This window comes from Streptomyces sp. NPDC005303 (genome assembly GCF_040607335.1).
GTDB lineage: Bacteria > Actinomycetota > Actinomycetes > Streptomycetales > Streptomycetaceae > Streptomyces.
Genome location: NZ_JBEXGM010000012.1, coordinates 119107 through 137771, shown reverse-complemented (window position 1 = coordinate 137771; position 18665 = coordinate 119107). Strand labels below are relative to the sequence as shown.

The 18665-nt window shown below is 69.4% G+C and carries 14 protein-coding genes, 1 tRNA gene and 1 pseudogene; 6 read left to right on the top strand and 10 right to left on the bottom strand.

Going from position 1 to position 18665, the window contains the following annotated elements:
- Positions 1 to 29 precede the first annotated feature (29 nt).
- Together ABZT93_RS19470 and ABZT93_RS19465 are read left to right on the top strand one after the other, a co-directional pair.
- On the top strand, positions 30 to 842 hold the full coding sequence (locus tag ABZT93_RS19470) for an ABC transporter ATP-binding protein (protein WP_356106050.1): 813 nt from the start codon (positions 30 to 32) through the stop codon (positions 840 to 842).
- On the top strand, positions 839 to 1555 hold the full coding sequence (locus ABZT93_RS19465; RefSeq protein WP_352382729.1) for an ABC transporter ATP-binding protein: 717 nt from the start codon (positions 839 to 841) through the stop codon (positions 1553 to 1555). The genes ABZT93_RS19470 and ABZT93_RS19465 overlap by 4 nt, the downstream gene beginning before the upstream one ends.
- Positions 1556 to 1633: 78 nt before the next feature.
- Here ABZT93_RS19465 and ABZT93_RS19460 read toward each other — a convergent pair whose 3' ends face one another.
- Complete coding sequence (locus ABZT93_RS19460; protein ID WP_031041938.1) at positions 1634 to 2290, bottom strand: response regulator; 657 nt, start codon at positions 2288 to 2290, stop codon at positions 1634 to 1636.
- Positions 2291 to 2391: 101 nt separating this feature from the next.
- Here ABZT93_RS19460 and ABZT93_RS19455 point away from each other — a divergent pair.
- Positions 2392 to 2474 (top strand) — tRNA-Leu (locus ABZT93_RS19455).
- Positions 2475 to 2562: 88 nt separating this feature from the next.
- A pseudogene (locus ABZT93_RS19450) lies at positions 2563 to 3349 on the top strand (helix-turn-helix domain-containing protein).
- A gap of 6 nt (positions 3350 to 3355) precedes the next feature.
- On the opposite strand, the gene pyk reads toward ABZT93_RS19450, so the two are convergent.
- Both pyk and ABZT93_RS19440 read right to left on the bottom strand, forming a co-directional pair.
- On the bottom strand, positions 3356 to 4792 hold the full coding sequence (gene pyk, locus ABZT93_RS19445) for a pyruvate kinase (RefSeq protein ID WP_356105965.1): 1437 nt from the start codon (positions 4790 to 4792) through the stop codon (positions 3356 to 3358).
- Between the two features lie 144 nt (positions 4793 to 4936).
- Positions 4937 to 5632: an SIMPL domain-containing protein gene (locus ABZT93_RS19440; RefSeq protein WP_356105964.1), complete on the bottom strand. Its 696-nt coding sequence runs from the start codon at positions 5630 to 5632 to the stop codon at positions 4937 to 4939.
- Between the two features lie 151 nt (positions 5633 to 5783).
- Between ABZT93_RS19440 and ABZT93_RS19435 the strand changes: the two genes are divergently transcribed.
- Entirely contained in the window at positions 5784 to 7583 is a 1800-nt protein-coding gene (locus ABZT93_RS19435; protein WP_356105963.1) for a 5'-nucleotidase C-terminal domain-containing protein, read from the top strand.
- Here ABZT93_RS19435 and ABZT93_RS19430 read toward each other — a convergent pair.
- The 7 genes from ABZT93_RS19430 to ABZT93_RS19400 form a co-directional block, all read right to left on the bottom strand.
- On the bottom strand, positions 7580 to 8728 hold the full coding sequence (locus ABZT93_RS19430; protein ID WP_356105962.1) for a GDSL-type esterase/lipase family protein: 1149 nt from the start codon (positions 8726 to 8728) through the stop codon (positions 7580 to 7582). The two genes, ABZT93_RS19435 and ABZT93_RS19430, sit on opposite strands and share 4 nt — an antisense overlap.
- A gap of 50 nt (positions 8729 to 8778) precedes the next feature.
- On the bottom strand, positions 8779 to 10203 hold the full coding sequence (locus ABZT93_RS19425) for a SidA/IucD/PvdA family monooxygenase (RefSeq protein WP_356105960.1): 1425 nt from the start codon (positions 10201 to 10203) through the stop codon (positions 8779 to 8781).
- Positions 10200 to 11618 carry an aminotransferase class V-fold PLP-dependent enzyme gene (locus tag ABZT93_RS19420; protein ID WP_356105959.1) on the bottom strand — a complete coding sequence of 473 codons (1419 nt, stop codon included), beginning with the start codon at positions 11616 to 11618 and terminating at the stop codon, positions 10200 to 10202. The genes ABZT93_RS19425 and ABZT93_RS19420 overlap by 4 nt, the downstream gene beginning before the upstream one ends.
- A gap of 116 nt (positions 11619 to 11734) precedes the next feature.
- A complete protein-coding gene (pepN, locus tag ABZT93_RS19415; protein WP_356105958.1) occupies positions 11735 to 14221 on the bottom strand; it encodes an aminopeptidase N in 2487 nt (828 codons plus the stop codon).
- A complete protein-coding gene (locus ABZT93_RS19410; RefSeq protein WP_356105956.1) occupies positions 14209 to 14847 on the bottom strand; it encodes a response regulator in 639 nt (212 codons plus the stop codon). Before ABZT93_RS19410 ends, pepN begins: the two co-directional genes overlap by 13 nt.
- A 138-nt stretch (positions 14848 to 14985) precedes the next feature.
- Entirely contained in the window at positions 14986 to 15336 is a 351-nt protein-coding gene (locus ABZT93_RS19405; RefSeq protein ID WP_356105954.1) for a chorismate mutase, read from the bottom strand.
- 560 nt (positions 15337 to 15896) lie between these two features.
- Entirely contained in the window at positions 15897 to 16769 is an 873-nt protein-coding gene (locus tag ABZT93_RS19400) for an AraC family transcriptional regulator (protein WP_356105953.1), read from the bottom strand.
- Between the two features lie 84 nt (positions 16770 to 16853).
- Between ABZT93_RS19400 and ABZT93_RS19395 the strand changes: the two genes are divergently transcribed.
- Positions 16854 to 18647: a beta-galactosidase family protein gene (locus ABZT93_RS19395; RefSeq protein ID WP_356105951.1), complete on the top strand. Its 1794-nt coding sequence runs from the start codon at positions 16854 to 16856 to the stop codon at positions 18645 to 18647.
- Positions 18648 to 18665: the final 18 nt, after the last annotated feature.

The window sequence follows — 18665 nt, the reverse complement described above, 5'->3', positions numbered from 1 at the left end:
CACCTGTACTCGAAGCCCGCAACGTCACCATGCGCTTCGGCGGCCTCACCGCCGTCCGCTCGGTCGACTTCACCGTCAACGCAGGCGAAATCGTCGGCCTCATCGGCCCCAACGGCGCCGGCAAGACCACCTTCTTCAACTGCCTGACGGGCCTGTACGTCCCCACGGAAGGCACGGTCACCTACAAGGGCACCGTCCTCCCGCCCAAGCCCCACCTGGTGACCCAGGCCGGCATCGCCCGCACCTTCCAGAACATCCGCCTCTTCGCCAACATGACGGTCCTCGAGAACGTCCTCGTAGGCCGCCACACCCGCACCAAGGAAGGTCTCTGGTCGGCCCTCCTGCGCGGCCCCGGCTTCAAGAAGGCGGAGAAGGCCAGCGAAGAACGCGCCATGGAACTCCTCGAGTTCATCGGCCTGGAGGCCAAGCGCGACCACCTCGCCCGCAACCTCCCCTACGGCGAACAGCGCAAGCTGGAGATCGCACGCGCACTCGCCTCCGAGCCCGGCCTGCTCCTCCTGGACGAGCCGACCGCCGGCATGAACCCCCAGGAGACGCGGGCCACCGAGGAGTTGGTCTTCGCCATCCGTGACAAGGGCGTCGCCGTCCTCCTCATCGAGCACGACATGCGCTTCGTCTTCAACCTCTCCGACCGCGTCGCCGTCCTCGTCCAGGGCGAAAAACTCGTCGAAGGCACCTCCGACGTCGTCCAGGCCGACGAACGCGTCATCGCCGCCTACCTCGGCGAACCCTTCGAGGGCGACCCCGGTGCCGCGGAAACCACCGAGGTCGACGCGGCCGAAGCGCAGAGCACCACCAGCACCAAGGGAGAAGGCCAGTGACCGCACTCCTCGAAGTCGAGGACCTCCGGGTCTCCTACGGCAAGATCGAAGCCGTCAAGGGCATCTCCTTCAGCGTCGAAGCCGGCCAGGTCGTCACCCTCATCGGCACCAACGGCGCCGGCAAGACGACGACCCTCAGGACACTGTCCGGTCTCCTCAAGCCGACCTCCGGCAAGGTCCTCTTCGACGGCAAGCCGCTCAGCGGCGTCCCCGCCCACAAGATCGTCTCCTTCGGACTCGCCCACTCCCCCGAAGGCCGGCACATCTTCCCCCGCCTGACCATCTTCGAGAACCTCCAACTCGGAGCGTTCCTCAGGAAGGACAAGGAAGGGATCGAGAAGGACATCCAGCGCGCCTACGAGCTCTTCCCGATCCTGGGAGAGCGCCGCAACCAGGCCGCAGGCACCCTCTCCGGCGGCGAACAGCAGATGCTCGCCATGGGCCGCGCGCTCATGTCCCAGCCGAAGCTGCTGATGCTGGACGAGCCCTCCATGGGCCTCTCCCCCATCATGATGCAGAAGATCATGTCGACCATCGTGGAGCTGAAGTCCCAGGGCACGACGATCCTCCTCGTCGAACAGAACGCCCAGGCCGCCCTGTCGCTGGCCGACCAAGGCCACGTCATGGAGGTCGGCAACATCGTCCTCTCCGGCACCGGCCAGGACCTCCTCCACGACGAGTCCGTCCGCAAGGCGTACCTCGGCGAGGACTGATCCATTCGGGTGTACGACCGAGGCCCGCGCCCCCTCCTGGGGACGCGGGCCTCACTCCTGGCTGCTGCCGGGCTTGCCTCAGCCCTTGTTGGCCTTCTTCTCATCGGCATCCTGAATGACCGCCTCGGCGACCTGCTGCATCGACATGCGCCGGTCCATCGACGTCTTCTGGATCCACCGGAACGCGGCGGGCTCCGTCAGACCGTACGACGTCTGAAGAATCGACTTCGCCCGGTCGACGAGCTTGCGGGTCTCCAGACGCAGGGTCAGGTCGGCGACCTCGTTCTCCAGCTCCCGCAGCTCCGTGAACCGGGAAACGGCCATCTCGATCGCCGGCACGACATCGCTCTTGCTGAACGGCTTCACCAGGTACGCCATCGCACCGGCGTCCCTCGCCCGCTCGACGAGGTCACGCTGCGAGAAGGCGGTGAGCATCAGCACCGGGGCGATCCGCTCCTCGGCGATCTTCTCGGCGGCGGAGATACCGTCCAGCTTGGGCATCTTCACGTCGAGGATCACGAGGTCCGGCTTGTGCTCACGGGCGAGCTCGACGGCCTGCTCGCCGTCGCCAGCCTCGCCTACGACGCTGTAGCCCTCTTCCTCCAGCATCTCTTTGAGGTCGAGCCGGATCAGGGCCTCGTCCTCGGCAATGACGACACGGGTCGTCAGCGGAGGCACGTGCGACTTGTCGTCGTCGGGCGCGTCTACGGGCTGGGGCGACTCGGGGGCGGTCACGGGGGCTCCTTGTTACGGGCCGGGCAGGTACTGCTGCTTGTGCAGCCTACCTAGAGGCGGGGGGCTGCGGTGACCCGGTATGCTTCCGTGCAGCCAGTCCTGCCGGGTTGGTGGAATGGCATACACGGATGTCTCAAACACATCTGCCCGAGAGGGCTTGCGGGTTCGAGTCCCGCACCCGGCACTTCCAACGCATAAAGCGGATGTCCACGTTCTCGTGAACATCCGCTTTATGCTGCACACAGTCGCGATCACTCACTCAGAGTAGCCGTATGAATTTTCACGGTACTGAGGTTCGACAGCAGGCGCTCACACTGCTGCGATGGGATCACCAACGCAGAAGTCGCTCGCCAGTTCAACATTCCGCCGGGCACCATCGCTTACTGGAAGCACCTGGACCGAGCGAAGCGCGGCGAGTGCCCGGGTAAGCATGATCCGAAGTGTCCGCGATGCGATGGCAGAGACCTCGACGCAGCGGCTTACGGCTACTTGCTCGGCCTCTACTTGGGCGATGGCCACATCAGCCGCTACTCCGAACACCGGGTGCCCAACCTCATGATCACGTGCGACGACTCCTGGCCCGGCCTGATGGACGCCTGCGAGCAGGCCATGCGCAAGGTGTTCCCCGACAATGCCGTCTGCCGCGTCCGAAAGACCGGCTGCCGCAACGTGAAGGTCTATTCGAAGCACCTGCACTGCCTGTTCCCCCAGCATGGCCCCGGCAAGAAGCACGAGCGCCCCATCGCCCTCGCTCCCTGGCAGCAGGCCATCGTCGACGACCACCCCTGGGAGTTCATCCGAGGTCTCATCCACTCCGACGGATGCCGCATCACCAACTGGACGACCCGTCTCGTAGCCGGTGAGCGGAAGCGCTACGAATACCCTCGGTACTTCTTCACCAACGTGTCCGATGACATCCGGAAGCTCTTCACCGACACCCTCGACAAGCTCGGCATCGACTGGACGCACTGCACCCGGCACGGCAACCCGTACAACATCTCCGTTGCCCGCAAAGCCTCAGTAGCCCTCATGGACACCCACGTAGGCCCCAAGCACTAGCCCGCCCTACTTGGGACTGTCGTCCTCCCCGATGTGGTGCACGCGGACCAGGTTCGTCGACCCCGACACCCCGGGCGGCGAACCGGCCGTGATCACGACCACGTCGCCCTTCTCGCAGCGGCCGTACTGCAGGAGCAGCTCGTCCACCTGGTCCACCATCGCGTCCGTGGTGTCGACCTGCGAGCCGAGGAACGTCTCCACACCCCACGTCAGACTCAGCTGCGAGCGAGTTGCAGGCTCCGGGGTGAACGCCAAGAGGGGGATCGGGGACCGGTACCGCGAGAGCCGGCGGACCGTGTCGCCCGACTGGGTGAAGGCGACCAGGAACTTCGCGCCGAGGAAGTCCCCCATCTCCGCCGCCGCTCGGGCGACAGCCCCTCCCTGGGTGCGGGGCTTGTTGCGTTCGGTCAGCGGCGGCAAGCCCTTGGCGAGGATGTCCTCCTCCGCCGCCTCCACGATCTTGGCCATCGTCCGGACCGTCTCGACCGCGTACTTCCCGACGCTCGTCTCACCGGACAGCATCACCGCGTCCGTGCCGTCGATGACCGCGTTCGCGACGTCCGATGCCTCAGCCCTCGTCGGGCGGGAGTTCTCGATCATCGAGTCCAGCATCTGTGTCGCCACGATCACCGGCTTGGCGTTCCGCTTCGCCAGCTTGATCGCGCGTTTCTGGACGATCGGCACCTGTTCGAGCGGCATCTCCACGCCCAGGTCCCCGCGCGCGACCATGATGCCGTCGAAGGCGGCCACGATGTCGTCGATGGCCTCGACCGCCTGCGGCTTCTCCACCTTGGCGATCACCGGCAGCCGGCGTCCCGACTCGTCCATGATCCGGTGGACGCCCTTGATGTCGCGGCCCGACCGCACGAAGGACAGGGCGATCACGTCGAAGCCCATGCGCAGGGCCCAGCGGAGGTCCTCCTCGTCCTTCCCCGAGAGCGCCGGGACGGAAACCGCCACGCCCGGGAGGTTCAGGCCCTTGTGGTCCGAGACCATGCCGCCCTCGACCACCCGGGTGTGGACGCGGGGGCCCTCCACCGAGGTGACTTCCAGGCAGACCTTGCCGTCGTCGACGAGGATGCGCTCGCCTGCGGAGACATCGTCGGCGAGTCCGGCGTATGTCGTCCCGCAGGACCGCTGGTCGCCCTGCGCGCCCTCTTCCACGGTGATGGTGAAGGTGTCGCCGCGTTCAAGGAGTACGGGGCCTTCGGTGAAGTGGCCGAGGCGGATCTTCGGGCCCTGAAGGTCGGCGAGGAGGCCGACGCTGCGGCCGGTCTCGTCGGAGGCCTTGCGGACGTGGTGGTACCGCTCCTCGTGCTCGGTGTAGCTGCCGTGGCTGAGGTTGAAGCGGGCTACGTCCATTCCGGCGTCGACCAGGGCTTTGATCTGGTCGTACGAGTGGGTGGCGGGGCCCAGGGTGCAGACGATCTTTGCTCGGCGCATGTTTCGAGCCTAGACCTTACCGGCGGGTAGCGACTTGGGTGGGCATGACGACTCAACAACCTTTGGGTGAAGGGTTGTTGACAAGGGTTGAAGTGTGCGCCACTCCGCTCCGATGAGCATTCCGAATGCAAATTCGAGTGGCTCTCACAGTCTGGGGGGTGCCATCGTGAAGCGTGCGTTGACCTGCGCGTGGACGTGTTGGCGTTGGGGTTCGAGGTCGAGTGGGGCGGCTCCCGCGTCGTCCTGGGCCTCGTAGGCCATGGAGCGTGCGCGGCTGGCTTTGCCGACGAAGCGGGGTTCGGGGTCCTCGGCGCCGATGTCGGCGAGTTCCACCAAGGAGGCCAGGGAGGTGCCCAGTGCCTCGGCGTACTCCTTGGCTCGCTGGACGGCTTCCCGTACGGCCTGTTGGCGGGCCTCCCGGTAGGCGGGTGAGTCTCGGCGCAGGGCCCACCATGGTCCGTCGACCCGCGTCAACTCCTGGTCGGCCAGTCTGGTGGTGAGTTCGCCCAGTGCGGTGAAGTCGGTGAGCTCGGCCGTGATGTGGACGCGGCCGTGGTAGGCGTGGACGCGTTCGCCGCGGCCGTGTTCCTTGAGTTCGGGTGTGACGGAGAAGGAGCCGGTTTCCAGGCGTTCGACTGCGTCGCCGTAGGACTTGAGCAGGTCCAGGGCGGTGGTGTTGCGGCGGGTGAGGTCGTCGAGGGCGGTGCGGCGGTCCTTGCCGCGGGAGGCGACGGTGACGCTGATGCGGGCGATCTCGGGGTCGACTTCGAGGTGGGCTTCGCCGCGTACGGCGATGCGGGGGGCGTCGGGGGTGCCGTAGGGAACGGAGTCGGTGGCCATAACGACCCACTGTGTCAGTTCTTGGCCGGTTAAGGACCCGGTCGGTCGCCGCTTGGGTCATCAGATCGAAACCTGCGGGGGCTGTTGCCGTTCGCCATGTGCGGGTCAGAATCTACGCGCGTTGTTGACCGTTCCCCGAGGAGATCAAGACATGGCCTTGAACCGCAGGAAGTTCCTGGAGAAGTCCGCCGTGACCGGTGCGGGTGTGGCGCTGGCCGGTGCGGTGGGTGCTCCGGCCGCCCAGGCCGCGGAGGCCGGGAAGGGGCGCGAGAAGCGGTACTCGCTGACCGTGATGGGCACCACCGACCTGCACGGTCACGTCTTCAACTGGGACTACTTCAAGGACGCGGAGTACAAGGACACCGCGGGCAACGCGCAGGGTCTGTCGCGGATCTCGACGCTGGTGAACCAGGTGCGTGCGGAGAAGGGCCGCTGCAACACGCTGCTGCTCGACGCGGGCGACACGATCCAGGGGACGCCGCTGACGTACTACTACGCGAAGGTCGACCCGATCACCGCCAAGGGCGGGCCGGTGCACCCGATGGCGGCGGCCATGAACGCCATCGGGTACGACGCGGTGGCGCTGGGCAATCACGAGTTCAACTACGGCATCGAGACGCTGCGGAAGTTCGAGGAGCAGTGCGACTTCCCGCTCCTCGGCGCCAACGCGCTGGACGCGAAGACGCAGAAGCCCGCTTTCCCGCCGTACTTCATCAAGAAGTTCCATGTGAAGGGCGCGCCGCCGGTGAAGGTGGCGGTGCTGGGTCTGACCAACCCCGGTATCGCGATCTGGGACAAGGCGTATGTGCAGGGGAAGCTGACGTTCCCGGGGCTTGAGGAGCAGGCGGCGAAGTGGGTGCCGAAGCTGCGGTCGATGGGCGCGGACGTCGTGGTCGTGTCGGCGCACTCGGGTTCGTCGGGGACGTCGTCGTACGGTGACCAGTTGCCGTACGTCGAGAACTCGGCGGCGCTGGTGGCGCAGCAGGTGCCGGGGATCGACGCGATCCTGGTGGGGCACGCGCATGTGGAGATCCCGGAGCTGAAGGTCACCAACACGAAGACCGGGAAGACGGTCGTGCTGTCGGAGCCGCTGGCGTACGCGGAGCGGCTGTCGCTGTTCGACATCGAGCTGGTCTTCGCGAAGGGGCGCTGGTCGGTCGAGTCGGTGTCGTCCAAGGTGCTGAACTCGAACTCGGTCGCCGACGACCCGAAGATCACCAAGCTGCTGAAGGCCGACCACGACGTGGTCGTGAAGTATGTGAACCAGGTGGTCGGTACGGCGACCGAGACGCTGACGACGGTCGAGGCACGCTACAAGGACGCCCCGATCATCGACCTGATCACGAAGGTCCAGGAGGACGTGGTCAGGGCGGCGCTGGCGGGCACGGAGTACGCCTCGCTGCCGGTCATCGCGCAGGCTTCTCCCTTCTCCCGCACCTCGGAGATCCCGGCCGGCAACGTGACGATCCGGGATCTGTCGAGCCTGTACGTGTACGACAACACGCTGGTGGCGAAGTTGCTGACGGGTGCGCAGGTCAGGGCGTACCTGGAGTACTCGGCGGCGTACTTCGTGCAGACGGCGGCGGGCGCGGTCGTGGACGTGGAGAAGCTGACGAACGCGGGCAGTCGTCCGGACTACAACTACGACTACGTGTCGGGGCTGTCGTACGACATCGACATCGCTCAGGCGGCGGGGTCGCGGATCAAGAACCTGACCTACAACGGTGCCGCGCTGGACGACGCGCAGAAGTTCGTGTTCGCGGTGAACAACTACCGGGCGAACGGCGGCGGGGCGTTCCCGCACGTGGCCTCCGCCACCGAGCTGTGGTCGGAGTCGACGGAGATCCGCACGCGGATCGCGGAGTGGGTGACCGCGAAGGGTGTGCTGGACCCGAAGGACTTCGCGTCGGTGGACTGGAAGCTCACGCGGGACGGTACGCCGGTGTTCTAGAGGTCCAGGAGGGTTACGTCCACGGCGTCGGCGATGGCTTTCGCGCCGGCGTCGTTGACGTGGAGGCCGTCGCCGGCGTTGAAGTCGGGGTGGATCCGGTCGGGGTCGGCGGGGTCCGCGACGGCGGCGGCGACGTCGATGACGGCGTCGAAGGGGTGGGTGTCGCCGAGGAGCCAGGTGTTGACCTCGTGGCGGACTGCTTGGCCGCGTGGGGTGTCGTAGCCGTCGTGGACGGTGCCCTTGTAGGGGCCGATGGTGGAGCCGATCACGGTGAGTCCGGCGCTGTGGAGGCGGTCGGCGAGGGTGGTGAGGCCGGCTTTGAACTCGGCCGCAGTGGGGCCTTCGGCGGGTTCGGGGTGGGCGAAGTGGCCGGGCAGGCCCAGGTCGTTGAGGCCGATGTGGATGATGACGTGGCTGACGCCGGGGACGGCGAGGACGTCGTGGTCGATGCGGGCGAGGAGGTGTTCGCCGATGGCGTCGGTGAGGAGGCGGTTGCCGGAGATGCCCGCGTTGACGATCCAGCCGTGCTTGAGGCGGCGGCTGAGCTGTCCGGGGAAGCTGTTGTCGGTGCCGGGGGTGGTGGCGGCGCCTTCGATCCAGGAGTCGCCGAAGGCCACGGCGATGCGGGTGCCGGCCGGGGCGAGGACGTCGGCGCCGGCGAGGAGGTGGCCGGTGGCGAACTCCTCGGGGTCTTCGAGGAGTTGCGCGGAGAGTTGGTTGCCGGGGACGGCGTATCCGGTGTCGTAGGGGATGGCGGTGAAGGTGGTGGGTCCGGTGTCGCCGGGCAGGTAGAGGCTCACCGAGAGTTCTTCTCCGGCGGTCACCGGTAGCTCGACGGGGTCGCTGACGGTTTCCTCGCCGGCGGGGAGGGTGACGGTGGGGGCGCCGGAGAAGAGGAGTCGGGTGTCGCTGCCGGGGTCGATGCCGCTGCCCTTGGTGCGCAGGGCGAGGTGGGCGCCGCCGATCTCCAGGGGCTTGTGGCCGTAGCGGTTGGTCAGGCGGATGCGGACGGCGTCGCCGCCGCCTGCCAGGCGCAGGGACTGGCGGACGGTCTGGTCGGTGAAGCCGCGGGACTCGAAGAGGGCGAGGCTCTCGTGGGGGCTGATGGCGGCGGCGCGGTGGGCGGCGGTCCAGGTGGTCGTCATGTGGGAGCCAACCGGTCCGGGTCCCGGGTTCTTCCGGCGCCGCCGGGTTTTTACCGTCCCTCGACGAGGGGGGTCAGGACGGGGGCGTTGCGGGCGGGTGGGATGTGTGGGAGGCGGTCTTCGAGGCCGAAGGTGGTGAAGGCGGTGCGGGTGGGGAGCGGGTAGGCGTCCTTGCCGGTGACGGTGTTGAGGATGGTGGCGCTGCGCCAGGCGGCGAGGCCGAGGTCGGGGGTGCCGACGCCGTGGGTGTGGCGTTCGGCGTTCTGGACGTAGATGTGGCAGTCGGCGCCGGTGACGGAGGGGTCGAGGGCGAGGCGGAAGTGTTCGTCGACGCGGGGGCGTTCGCGGCTGTCGCGGCGCAGGTAGGGGTCGAGTCCGGCGAGGATGCGGTCGAGGGGGCGTTCGCGGTGGCCGGTGGCGAGGACGACGGCGTCGGTGGTGAGGCGGGAGCGGCTGCCCTGCTGGATGTGTTCGAGATGGAGTTCGATCTTGGTGGTGGCGATTCTGCCCGCGGTGCGGACGCGGACGCCGGGGGTGAGGACGGTGTCGGGCCAGCCGCCGTGCAGGGTGCGGCGGTAGAGCTCGTCGTGGATGGCGGCGATGGTGTCGGCGTCGATGCCGCGGTGGAGCTGCCACTGGGTGGTGCCGAGGCGGTCGCGGACGCTTTCGGACAGGGCGTGGAAGTAGCGGGTGTAGTCGGGGGTGAAGTGTTCGAGGCCGAGCTTGGAGTACTCCATGGGCGCGAAGGCTTCGGTGCGGCCGAGCCAGTGGAGTCCCTCGCGGCCGGTGGGGCGGCCTCGGAGGAGGTCGAGGAAGACCTCGGCGCCGGACTGTCCGGAGCCGACGACGGTGACGTGGTCGGCGGCGAGGAGGCTCTCGCGGTGGGCGAGGTAGTCGGTGGCGTGGATGACGGGCACGCCGGGGGCTTCGACGAGGGGCTTCAACGGCTCCGGCACGTAGGGCTCGGTGCCGATGCCGAGGACGACGTTCTTGGTGTAGGTGCGGCCCAGTGCTTCGGCTTCGCCGTCGGTGTCGAGTTGGGTGAAGTCGACCTCGAAGACGTCGCGTTCGGGGTTGAAGCGGACGGCGTCGACCTGGTGGTTGAAGTGGAGTCCGGGGAGGCGCTCGGCGACCCAGCGGCAGTATGCGTCGTATTCGGCGCGCTGGATGTGGAAGCGCTCGGCGAAGTAGAAGGGGTAGAGGCGCTCGCGGGCTTTGAGGTAGTTGAGGAAGGTCCAGTGGCTGGTGGGGTCGGCGAGGGTCACCAGGTCGGCGAGGAAGGGGACTTGGACGGTGGCTCCGTCGATGAGGAGGCCGGGGTGCCAGCCGAAGGCGGGGCGCTGTTCGTAGAAGACGGTGTCGAGGGCGGTGAGGGGCTGGGCGAGGGCGGCGAGGGAGAGGTTGAAGGGTCCGATGCCGATGCCGACGAGGTCGCGGGGTGCGTCGGGCTCGTGGTGTGGGGGGTGGGGCTTCATCGGAGGGTGGTTCCTTCCACGAGGTGCAGGAGTCCGGCGAGGTCGGCCGGCCGGGTGGTGGGGTTGAGGAGGGTTGCCTTGAGCCAGAGCCGGTTTGCTGCGCGGGCCCGGCCGAGGACGGCGCGGCCGTCGGTGAGGAGTTTTCGGCGTACGGCGGCTACGGCGTCGTCGGTGGCGCCGGTGGGTCGGAACAGGACCGTGCTGATGGTGGGCGGGGCGTGGAGTTCGAACCCGGGGTGCCTGTCGACAAGCTCCGCGAACTGCTGCGCTGTTGCGCAGACTTGGTCCACGAGTGCGCCAAGTCCTGTGCGGCCGAGGGTCTTCAGCGTGACGGCGATCTTGAGGACGTCGGGGCGGCGGGTGGTGCGCAGGGAGCGGCCGAGGAGGTCGGGGAGGCCGGCTTCGGTGTCGTCGTCGGCGTTGAGGTAGTCGGCGTGCTGGTGGAGGACGGCGAGGTCTTGGGCGTCGCGGACGGCGAGGAGTCCTGCGGCGACGGGTTGCCAGCCGAGTTTGTGGAGGTCGAGGGTGACGGTGCCCGCGGCGCTCAGACCGGTGAGCTTGTCTCGGTGCCGGGTGCTGAAGAGGAGGCCTCCGCCGTAGGCCGCGTCCACGTGCAGGCGGGCGCCGCGGTGTGCGCACCAGTCGGCGATCTCGGGCAGGGGGTCGATGAGGCCGGCGTCGGTGGTGCCCGCGGTGGCGGCGATGAGCAGCGGGCCGGGCGGGAGTGTGTCCAGGGCTGCGGGATCGAGGGTGCCCTGGGGGGCGGGGACGATCACCGGCTCCGGCAGGCCCAGGAGCCAGGCGGCCCTTGGGAGGGAGTGGTGGGCGTTCTCGCCGCAGACGAGGCGGACGCCGGGACCATGTGTCTCTCTGGCCAGGAGGAGGGCGAGTTGGTTTGCTTCCGTGCCACCGGTTGTGATCAAAGCGTCGGGCCGGTGGGGGCTGGTCGCGCCCCGCGGCGGAGCCGCAGATTGATACAGCCCCGCGCCCCTAGGTGTCTCGAAGTACACCTCTTCAGCAAGTCGCCGTGTCACCAGTGACTCGAGCTCCGAGGCTGCCGGGGCCTGGTCCCAGGAGTCGAGGGATGGGTTCAGGGCTGAAGCGGCCAGGTCGGCTGCTGCTGCCACCGCGAGGGGTGGGCAGTGGAGGTGGGCTGCGCAGAGGGGGTCGGCGGGGTCGGCCGCGCCTTCCGCGAAGGCGCGTACCAGGTGCCGTAGGGCCTGCGGGTCGCCCTCGTCCGGGAGTACGTCCCCCAGCGCATCGTGCATCCGGGCGGCGACCGCGTCCGGTCCCCCGGTGGGCAGCGGTCCTCGCCGCCCCCGTGCCCCCTCCTCCAGCGCGTCCAGGACCGTGTCGAGCAGCGGGCGCAGGACTTCACGGCCTTCGGGGCCCGAGGCCAGGGGCGGCGTGTTCATCGTCGACCTCCGGGGGCGCTGGGGACTTCCAGCTTGGACGCGGTTGCCTGGGCGCGCCCGGAGAGTTCAACGATCCTGACCCGAAAGGGGGTACTCCCGTACGGGGAAAACCCGCTCTAGACCTGCCTCACCCGCAGGGCCCGTCCCAGGTCGTCGAGTTGGTCGACCAGTTTGCGGCGCAGGGAGGGGATGGGGTCGGCGTCGCGCAGGCAGGCCTGGCCGAGAGCCTGGTTGTCCTCGTCGATGGCGTGGGCGGGGAACGCCCAGCGGCCGGCGGCGTCGGCGATCGCGGGGCCCCGGCGGGCGGCGAGGGCGACGGCGTCCTCGTAGTAGCGGGGCACGTACTGCCGTACGAGGTCGGTCTGTTCGGGTTGCCAGAAGCCCTGGGCGGTGGCGGTGAACAGGTAGTTGGAGAGGTCGTCGCGGGTGAACATCGCTTCCCAGGCCTGTGCTTTGGCCTCCTCGGTGGGCAGGGCGGCGCGGCAGCGGGCGGCGCCTTCCTGGCCGGTGGCGGAGGGGTCGCGGTCCAGTTCGGCGGCGATGGCGCTCTCGTCGGTGGCGCCGAGGACGGCGAGGCGGGCGAGGACGCGCCAGCGCAGTTCGGGGTCGAGTTCGGGGCCGCCGGGGACGGTGCCGTCGGCGAGCCAGGCGGCGATGGTGTCGGGGTGGGCGGCGACGTCGATGCAGTGGCGGACGGCGATCAGGCGCAGGCCGGGGTTGTCGCCGTCCTCGGTGCGGCGGATGAGGTCGCGGCACAGGGAGGAGAGGGTGGTGAGGGCGGCGGGGCGCTGTTCGGGGGTGACGTAGCGGTCGGCGACGTAGGTGGAGGTGAAGGCGAGGACGCCCTGGACGAGGGCGAGGTCGGTTTCGTGCGGGAGGTGGGTGCGGGCCGCTTCCAGGTAGGCGGTGGGGGCCAGTTCGCCGTCGCGGACGGCGTCGCGCAGGGCGTTCCAGACGACGGCGCGGGTCAGTGGCGAGGGCAGACCGGAGAGGCTTTGGGTGACCGCTGAGAAGGACTCGGGGTCGAAGCGGACCTTGGTGTAGGTGAGGTCGCCGTCGTTGAGGAGGAGGAGTGCGGGGCGTTTGCCGATGGGGTGCGGGGTGTTCTGCGGGATGTCGAGGTCGAGGCGGTCGCGCAGGACGAGGTGGCGGCCCTCGTCGGCGACGTCCTGGTCGTATAGGCCGACGGCGATGCGGTGCGGGCGGCTGCCCTTGTGTTCGACCTGGAGGGTGTACGTGCCTTCCTCGCCGCGGGTGACGACGGGCCGCAGGGTGTCGACGCCGGTGGTGCGCAGCCAGGTGTCGGCCCAGGCGTGGACGTCGCGTTCGGTGGCGGAGGCGAGGGAGTCGATGAAGTCGGCGAGGGCGGCGTTGGCGAACCTGTGGCGGGCGAAGTGGGTGTTGATGCCGGCGAGGAAGTCCTTCTCGCCGAGCCAGGTCACCAGTTGGCGCAGTGCGGAGGCGCCCTTGGCGTAGGAGATGCCGTCGAAGTTCAGGAGGGCGGAGGCGGTGTCGTCGACGGCGTCGGGGGCGACGGGGTGGGTGGAGGTGCGCTGGTCTGCGTCGTAACCCCAGCCCTTGCGGACGACGCCGAAGTCGACCCAGGTGTCGGTGAAGCGGGTGGCTTCGGTGAGGGTCTGGTAGCCCATGTACTCGGCGAAGGACTCGTTGAGCCAGATGTCGTCCCACCAGCGCAGGGTGACGAGGTCGCCGAACCACATGTGGGCCATCTCGTGAGCGATGACCATGGCGCGGGTCTGGCGTTCGGTGTCGGTGACGGCGGAGCGGTAGACGAACTCGTCGCGGAAGGTGACGAGGCCGGGGTTCTCCATGGCGCCGGCGTTGAACTCGGGGACGAACGCCTGGTCGTAGGAGTCGAAGGGGTAGGGCTCCTCGAACTTCTCGTGGTAGCGGTCGTAGCACTGCTTGGTGATCTCGAAGAGTTCGTCGGCGTCCGGGTCGAGGTGGGGCGCCAGCGAGCGGCGGCAGTGGATGCCGAAGGGCAGGCCGCGGTGTTCGGTGCGTACGGAGTGCCAGGGGCCGGCGGCGACGGCGACGAGGTAGGTGGAGATGAGGGGGGTGGGGGTGGCCTGCCAGTGGCCGTCGCCGAGGTCCGTGGTGATGCCGTTGGCGAGGACGGTCCAGTTCTCGGGGGCCTTCACGGACAGGTCGAAGACGGCCTTGAGGTCGGGCTGGTCGAAGGCGGCGAAGACGCGCTGGACGTCGTCGAGGAAGAGCTGGGTGTAGACGTAGGTCTCGCCGTCGGTGGGGTCGGTGAAGCGGTGCATGCCCTCGCCGGTGCGGGAGTACCGCATGACGGCGTCGATGCGCAGTTCGTGTTCGCCGGCGGTCAGTGCCTTGAGGGGCAGCCGGTTCTCCTCGAGGGTCTCCGGGTCGAGGGGGTGGCCGTCGAGGGTGGCCTCCCGCAGTTCGGCCGGCTTGAGTTCGACGAAGGTGTCCGCCTGCGTGCGCGCGGTGAACCGGATGACGGTCTGGGACGCGAAGGTCTCGTCGCCGGTGGTGAGGTCGAGCGCGATGGTGTAGCGGTGAACGTCAAGGAGCTTGGCACGGGTCTGCGCTTCGTCGCGCGTCAGTACGGACATGCAGGACATGCTGCCTGATGGCACGGGCAACTCACAGAGGCGGATCGGTACACGCCTTTTGTCCGGTCCTGTTCGAGCTCCCCGGTGTGCGCCCCTTCGCCGCGCTGCACCGGAACCCTGGCGTCCGGGTGGGGCAGGGCCCGGTGGGCGGCGAGGCCGCCGTCCTCGTCGTGGCCCTTTTCCTCGGTGTGGTCCTTGACGAGAGCCCTTAACTCCCGCACCTCGTGTTCGAGGGCGAGGTGGCGGCGGTGGGCGTCGAAGAGGTAGCGGACCTTGGTGCGCAGGGCCCAGGGGTCGATGGGTTTCATCAGGAGGTCGGCGACGCCGAGGCCGAAGGCGGCGGAGGTCAGTTCGTGGTCGGGGCCGAAGCCGGTGAGCAGGACGACGGGGATGTGCTGGGTCTGCTCCAGGCGCCGCATGTAGCGGACCACGTCGAGGCCGCTTACGCCGGGCATCCGTACGTCGAGGAGCAGGAGGCCGACCTGGCCCCGGAGCACCTGCTTGAGGGCCTCGTCACCGCTGGTGGCGCGGGCGAGCCGGTAGCCCAGCGGGGCCAGGGCGCTCTCCAGGGCGTAGAGCGTGTCCTCGTGGTCGTCGACGATGAGGATCTTGGCATCCGAAGGCATGGCCCGACGTCCCTCCCTCGCGGACGGTCAGCCTACTCCCGCGTGTTGACGCGGTGTGCTCGTGGACTGACAAGGAGTGCACAGCGCAGCATGCCGTGTGCCGGTCGCCGTGTCACCTCCACGGGGCGTCGGCGGAGGTCAATCGGCCAGCGGGGCGGAGCCGTTCACGGTGTCCTCGGCGATGCGCTCGTGGTGTCTGATCACCTCGGCGATGATGAAATTCAGGAACTTCTCAGCGAAGGCCGGGTCGAGTTTGGCGTTCTCGGCGAGGGTGCGCAGGCGCTCGATCTGGCGGGCTTCGCGGGCCGGGTCGGCGGGCGGCAGCTGGTGGTGGGCCTTGAGGTGGCCGACCTGCTGGGTGGCCTTGAAGCGCTCGGCGAGCATGTGGACGACGGCCGCGTCGATGTTGTCGATGCTGTCGCGCAGCCGGGCGAGCTCTTCGCGGACGGCGGGGTCGACGTCACCGGATCCGGTGTTGCTGGTGGTCATGAGTGACAACCCTACGGGGGCGGGGGGAGCGGACGGTCGGCGGATCGAGCGGCGCGGCCCGAGCGGGTAGGTCGGTGCCCCGGGTGATCGTCTCTCCGACGGAACGACCGAATCCGGGGGGCGGGTGTTCGGCTTTCCGGCGGAGGGGCCGGACGGGGGGGCTGGGCGATCGACTTCCCTTGGAGGCCCGGGTCCTTGGCGGCCCGGGTCCTCGGCGGCTCGGTCCTCGGAGGCTCGGTCGCTCCGAACCCGGTCTCCAGGCCCACAGCCCGGACCCCGGCCCCCCGACCCGGACCATCACACGCCCCCGATCAACTGACCCGGGCACCAGCCTCCCGCCCCACAGCCCACGCCGACAGCCGACAGCCGACAGCCAGAACCAACCCCCACATCCGCCCGCCCAGACCCCGAACCCGGACCGTCACACCCCCACCGGACGCCATCCCCCAGAACCCGTCCCCCACCCCCACAGCCGGCACCCGAACCCCAGACACCACACCCCCACCCGCTCAGCCAATCCCCACCTCAGTCCCCGTCCTCAAACCCTCCCGCCCCCGTCCTCAAACCCTCGGCGGATCCTCCGGATCAGGGACCTGGTTGCTCCAGCCCCCCGGCAGGGTCCGGCTTTCCTGGGCGCGGAAGCGGATCGGGGCCATGCCGACGCGGCGGGTGAAGAGGCGGGAGAAGTAGGCGGGGTCGTCGTAGCCGACGCGGCGGGCGATGGCGGAGACGGGGAGTTCGGTGGCGGCGAGGAGTTCCTTGGCGCGGTCGAGGCGGATGCCGAGGAGGTAGTCCTTGGGGCTGGAGCCGGCGCCGCGGCGGACCGCGGTGCGCAGTTCGGCGAGGGTCATGCCGTGCCGGGTGGCGTGGTCGGCGACGGACATCGGTTTGAAGGCGTCGCGGGCGAGGGCCTTGAGGACGGGGTCGCCGTCGGGGGCGAGGTCGGCGCGGGCGCGGCGCAGGGCGACGAGGAGTTCGTGGACGGCGGCGCCGGTCTCGACCTCCAGGAGCGGGTTGTCGCGGCGGGCGGCGCGGGCGATGCGGGCGATGACCGCGCGTGGGCCGGTGGCGTCGGACAGGGGCACGACGGGGCGGTCGGGTTCGATGTAACCGAGTTCGGCGTAGGTGGCGGTGGCGGGCCCGGTGAAGCCGACGAAGCCCTCGTCCCAGCCGGTCTCCGGGTCGGGCCCGTAGTGGTGGGGGATGCCGGGGGTGAGCCACAGCAGGGAGGGCGCGGTGACCGTCGTACGGCGGCCGTCGGGGGTCTCGTACCACCCGGTGCCGGTGCTGATGACGACGGCGACGTGGCTGTCGAGGGTGCGGGGACCGACGGTGGGCAGCGCGCCGTACTGGAGTCCGACTCCCAGGCAGACCAGGCCCAGGCGGTGGTGGACGGGGCTGGGGGTGAGGAATCGCATCCAGGTGTGGTACATCGCGCTCCTTGCATGCGCTTCGGTCCAAGCAGCGCCGATCTTTGTCCATGGACGTGATCGTCGCCAGTGGCGAGGGTGGAGCCTATGAGTGAGTTCACGGTGGGTGAAACCGATTTCCTGCTGGACGGGAGGCCCGTGCGGCTGCTGTCCGGGGCGCTGCACTACTTCCGGGTGCACGAGGCGCAGTGGGGGCAGCGGCTGGCGATGCTGCGGGCGATGGGCCTCAACTGCGTGGAGACGTATGTGCCGTGGAACCTGCACGAGCCGCACCCGGGCGAGTTCCGGGACGTGGAGGCGCTGGGCCGGTTTCTGGACGCGGCCCGGGAGGCGGGGCTGTGGGCGATCGTCCGCCCTGGCCCCTACATCTGCGCGGAGTGGGAGAACGGCGGTCTGCCGCACTGGCTGCAGGGTCACGCGCGCACGAGCGACGAGCGGTACCTCACCCCGGTCGAGCGCTGGTTCGGGCGGCTGCTGCCGCAGGTCGTGGAGCGGCAGATCGACCGCGGCGGCCCGGTGCTCATGGTGCAAGTGGAGAACGAGTACGGCAGCTACGGTTCGGACGCCGCCTATCTGCTGCGGCTGACCGAGGTGCTGCGCGCGGTGGGGATCACGGTCCCGCTGTTCACCTCGGACGGCCCCGAGGACCACATGCTCAGCGGCGGTTCGGTCCCCGGTGTCCTCGCCACGGTGAACTTCGGCTCCGACGCCCGCACGGCCTTCGAGACGCTGCGCAGGTACCGGCCGGACGGCCCGCTGATGTGCATGGAGTTCTGGTGCGGCTGGTTCGAGCACTGGGGTGGGGAACACGTCGTACGGGATGCCGGGGACGCGGCCGCGGCGCTGCGGGAGATCCTGGAGTGCGGGGCCTCGGTGAACTTGTACATGGCGCACGGCGGCACGAACTTCGCGGGCTGGGCGGGTGCCAACCGGGGCGGGGGCGCGCTGCACGACGGTCCGCTGGAGCCGGATGTGACGTCGTACGACTACGACGCGCCGATCGACGAGTACGGCAGGCCGACAGAGAAGTTCTGGCGTTTCCGTGAGGTGCTGTCCGCGTACGGTCCGGTGGCGGACCTTCCGCCCGCGCCGGGGGTGCTGGGGGCGGCCGCCGACGTGCACCTGCCCGAGTGGGCGGCCCTGTCCGCCGTACTGGAGGAGCGCGGCGGGCCGCTCCACGAGGGTCCCGTCCCGCCGACCTTCGAGGAGCTGGACGTGGACCGGGGGCTGGTGCGGTACGAGGTGAGCGTGCCGGGGCCGCGGCAGCCGTACCCGTTGACCGCGCGGGGGCTGCGGGATCTCGCGGTGGTGTACGTCGACGGGGAGCGGGCCGGGGTGCTCACCGAGGACGACGTGGAGCTCAAGGAGCCGGTCGCGGGGTACGCGCGCGTGGAGCTGTGGGTGGAGTCGCTGGGGCGGGTCAACTACGGGCCCAGGAGCGGGGAGGCCAAGGGGATCACCGGGGGGCTGCGGCACGAGCGGCAGTTCCTGCACGGGGTGCGGGCGCGGGGGCTGCGGCTGGACGCGCTGGACTCCTCGGACTCGTTGGCGGGGATCGGCTTCGGTGAGGTCCCCGGGGACGGCTCGGCGGGCCTGTACCGGGGTGAGGTGAGCGTGCGGGGCTGCGGGGACGCGGTCCTGGAGCTGCCGGGCTGGACCCGGGGGTTCGTGTGGGTCAACGGCTTCAACCTCGGCCGGTACTGGTCCAAGGGCCCGCAGCGGACGCTGTACGTGCCCGGGCCGGTGCTGCGGGAGGGCGGCAACGACGTGTGGGTGCTGGAGCTGGAGGAGGCACCGCAACGCGGGCCCGCGCTCCGGCTCCGCGCCCCGGATCCGGCCCACGAGGATCCGGCTCATGAGAATCCGCACGGGACCTCGTAGACACTCGACCTCGTAGAG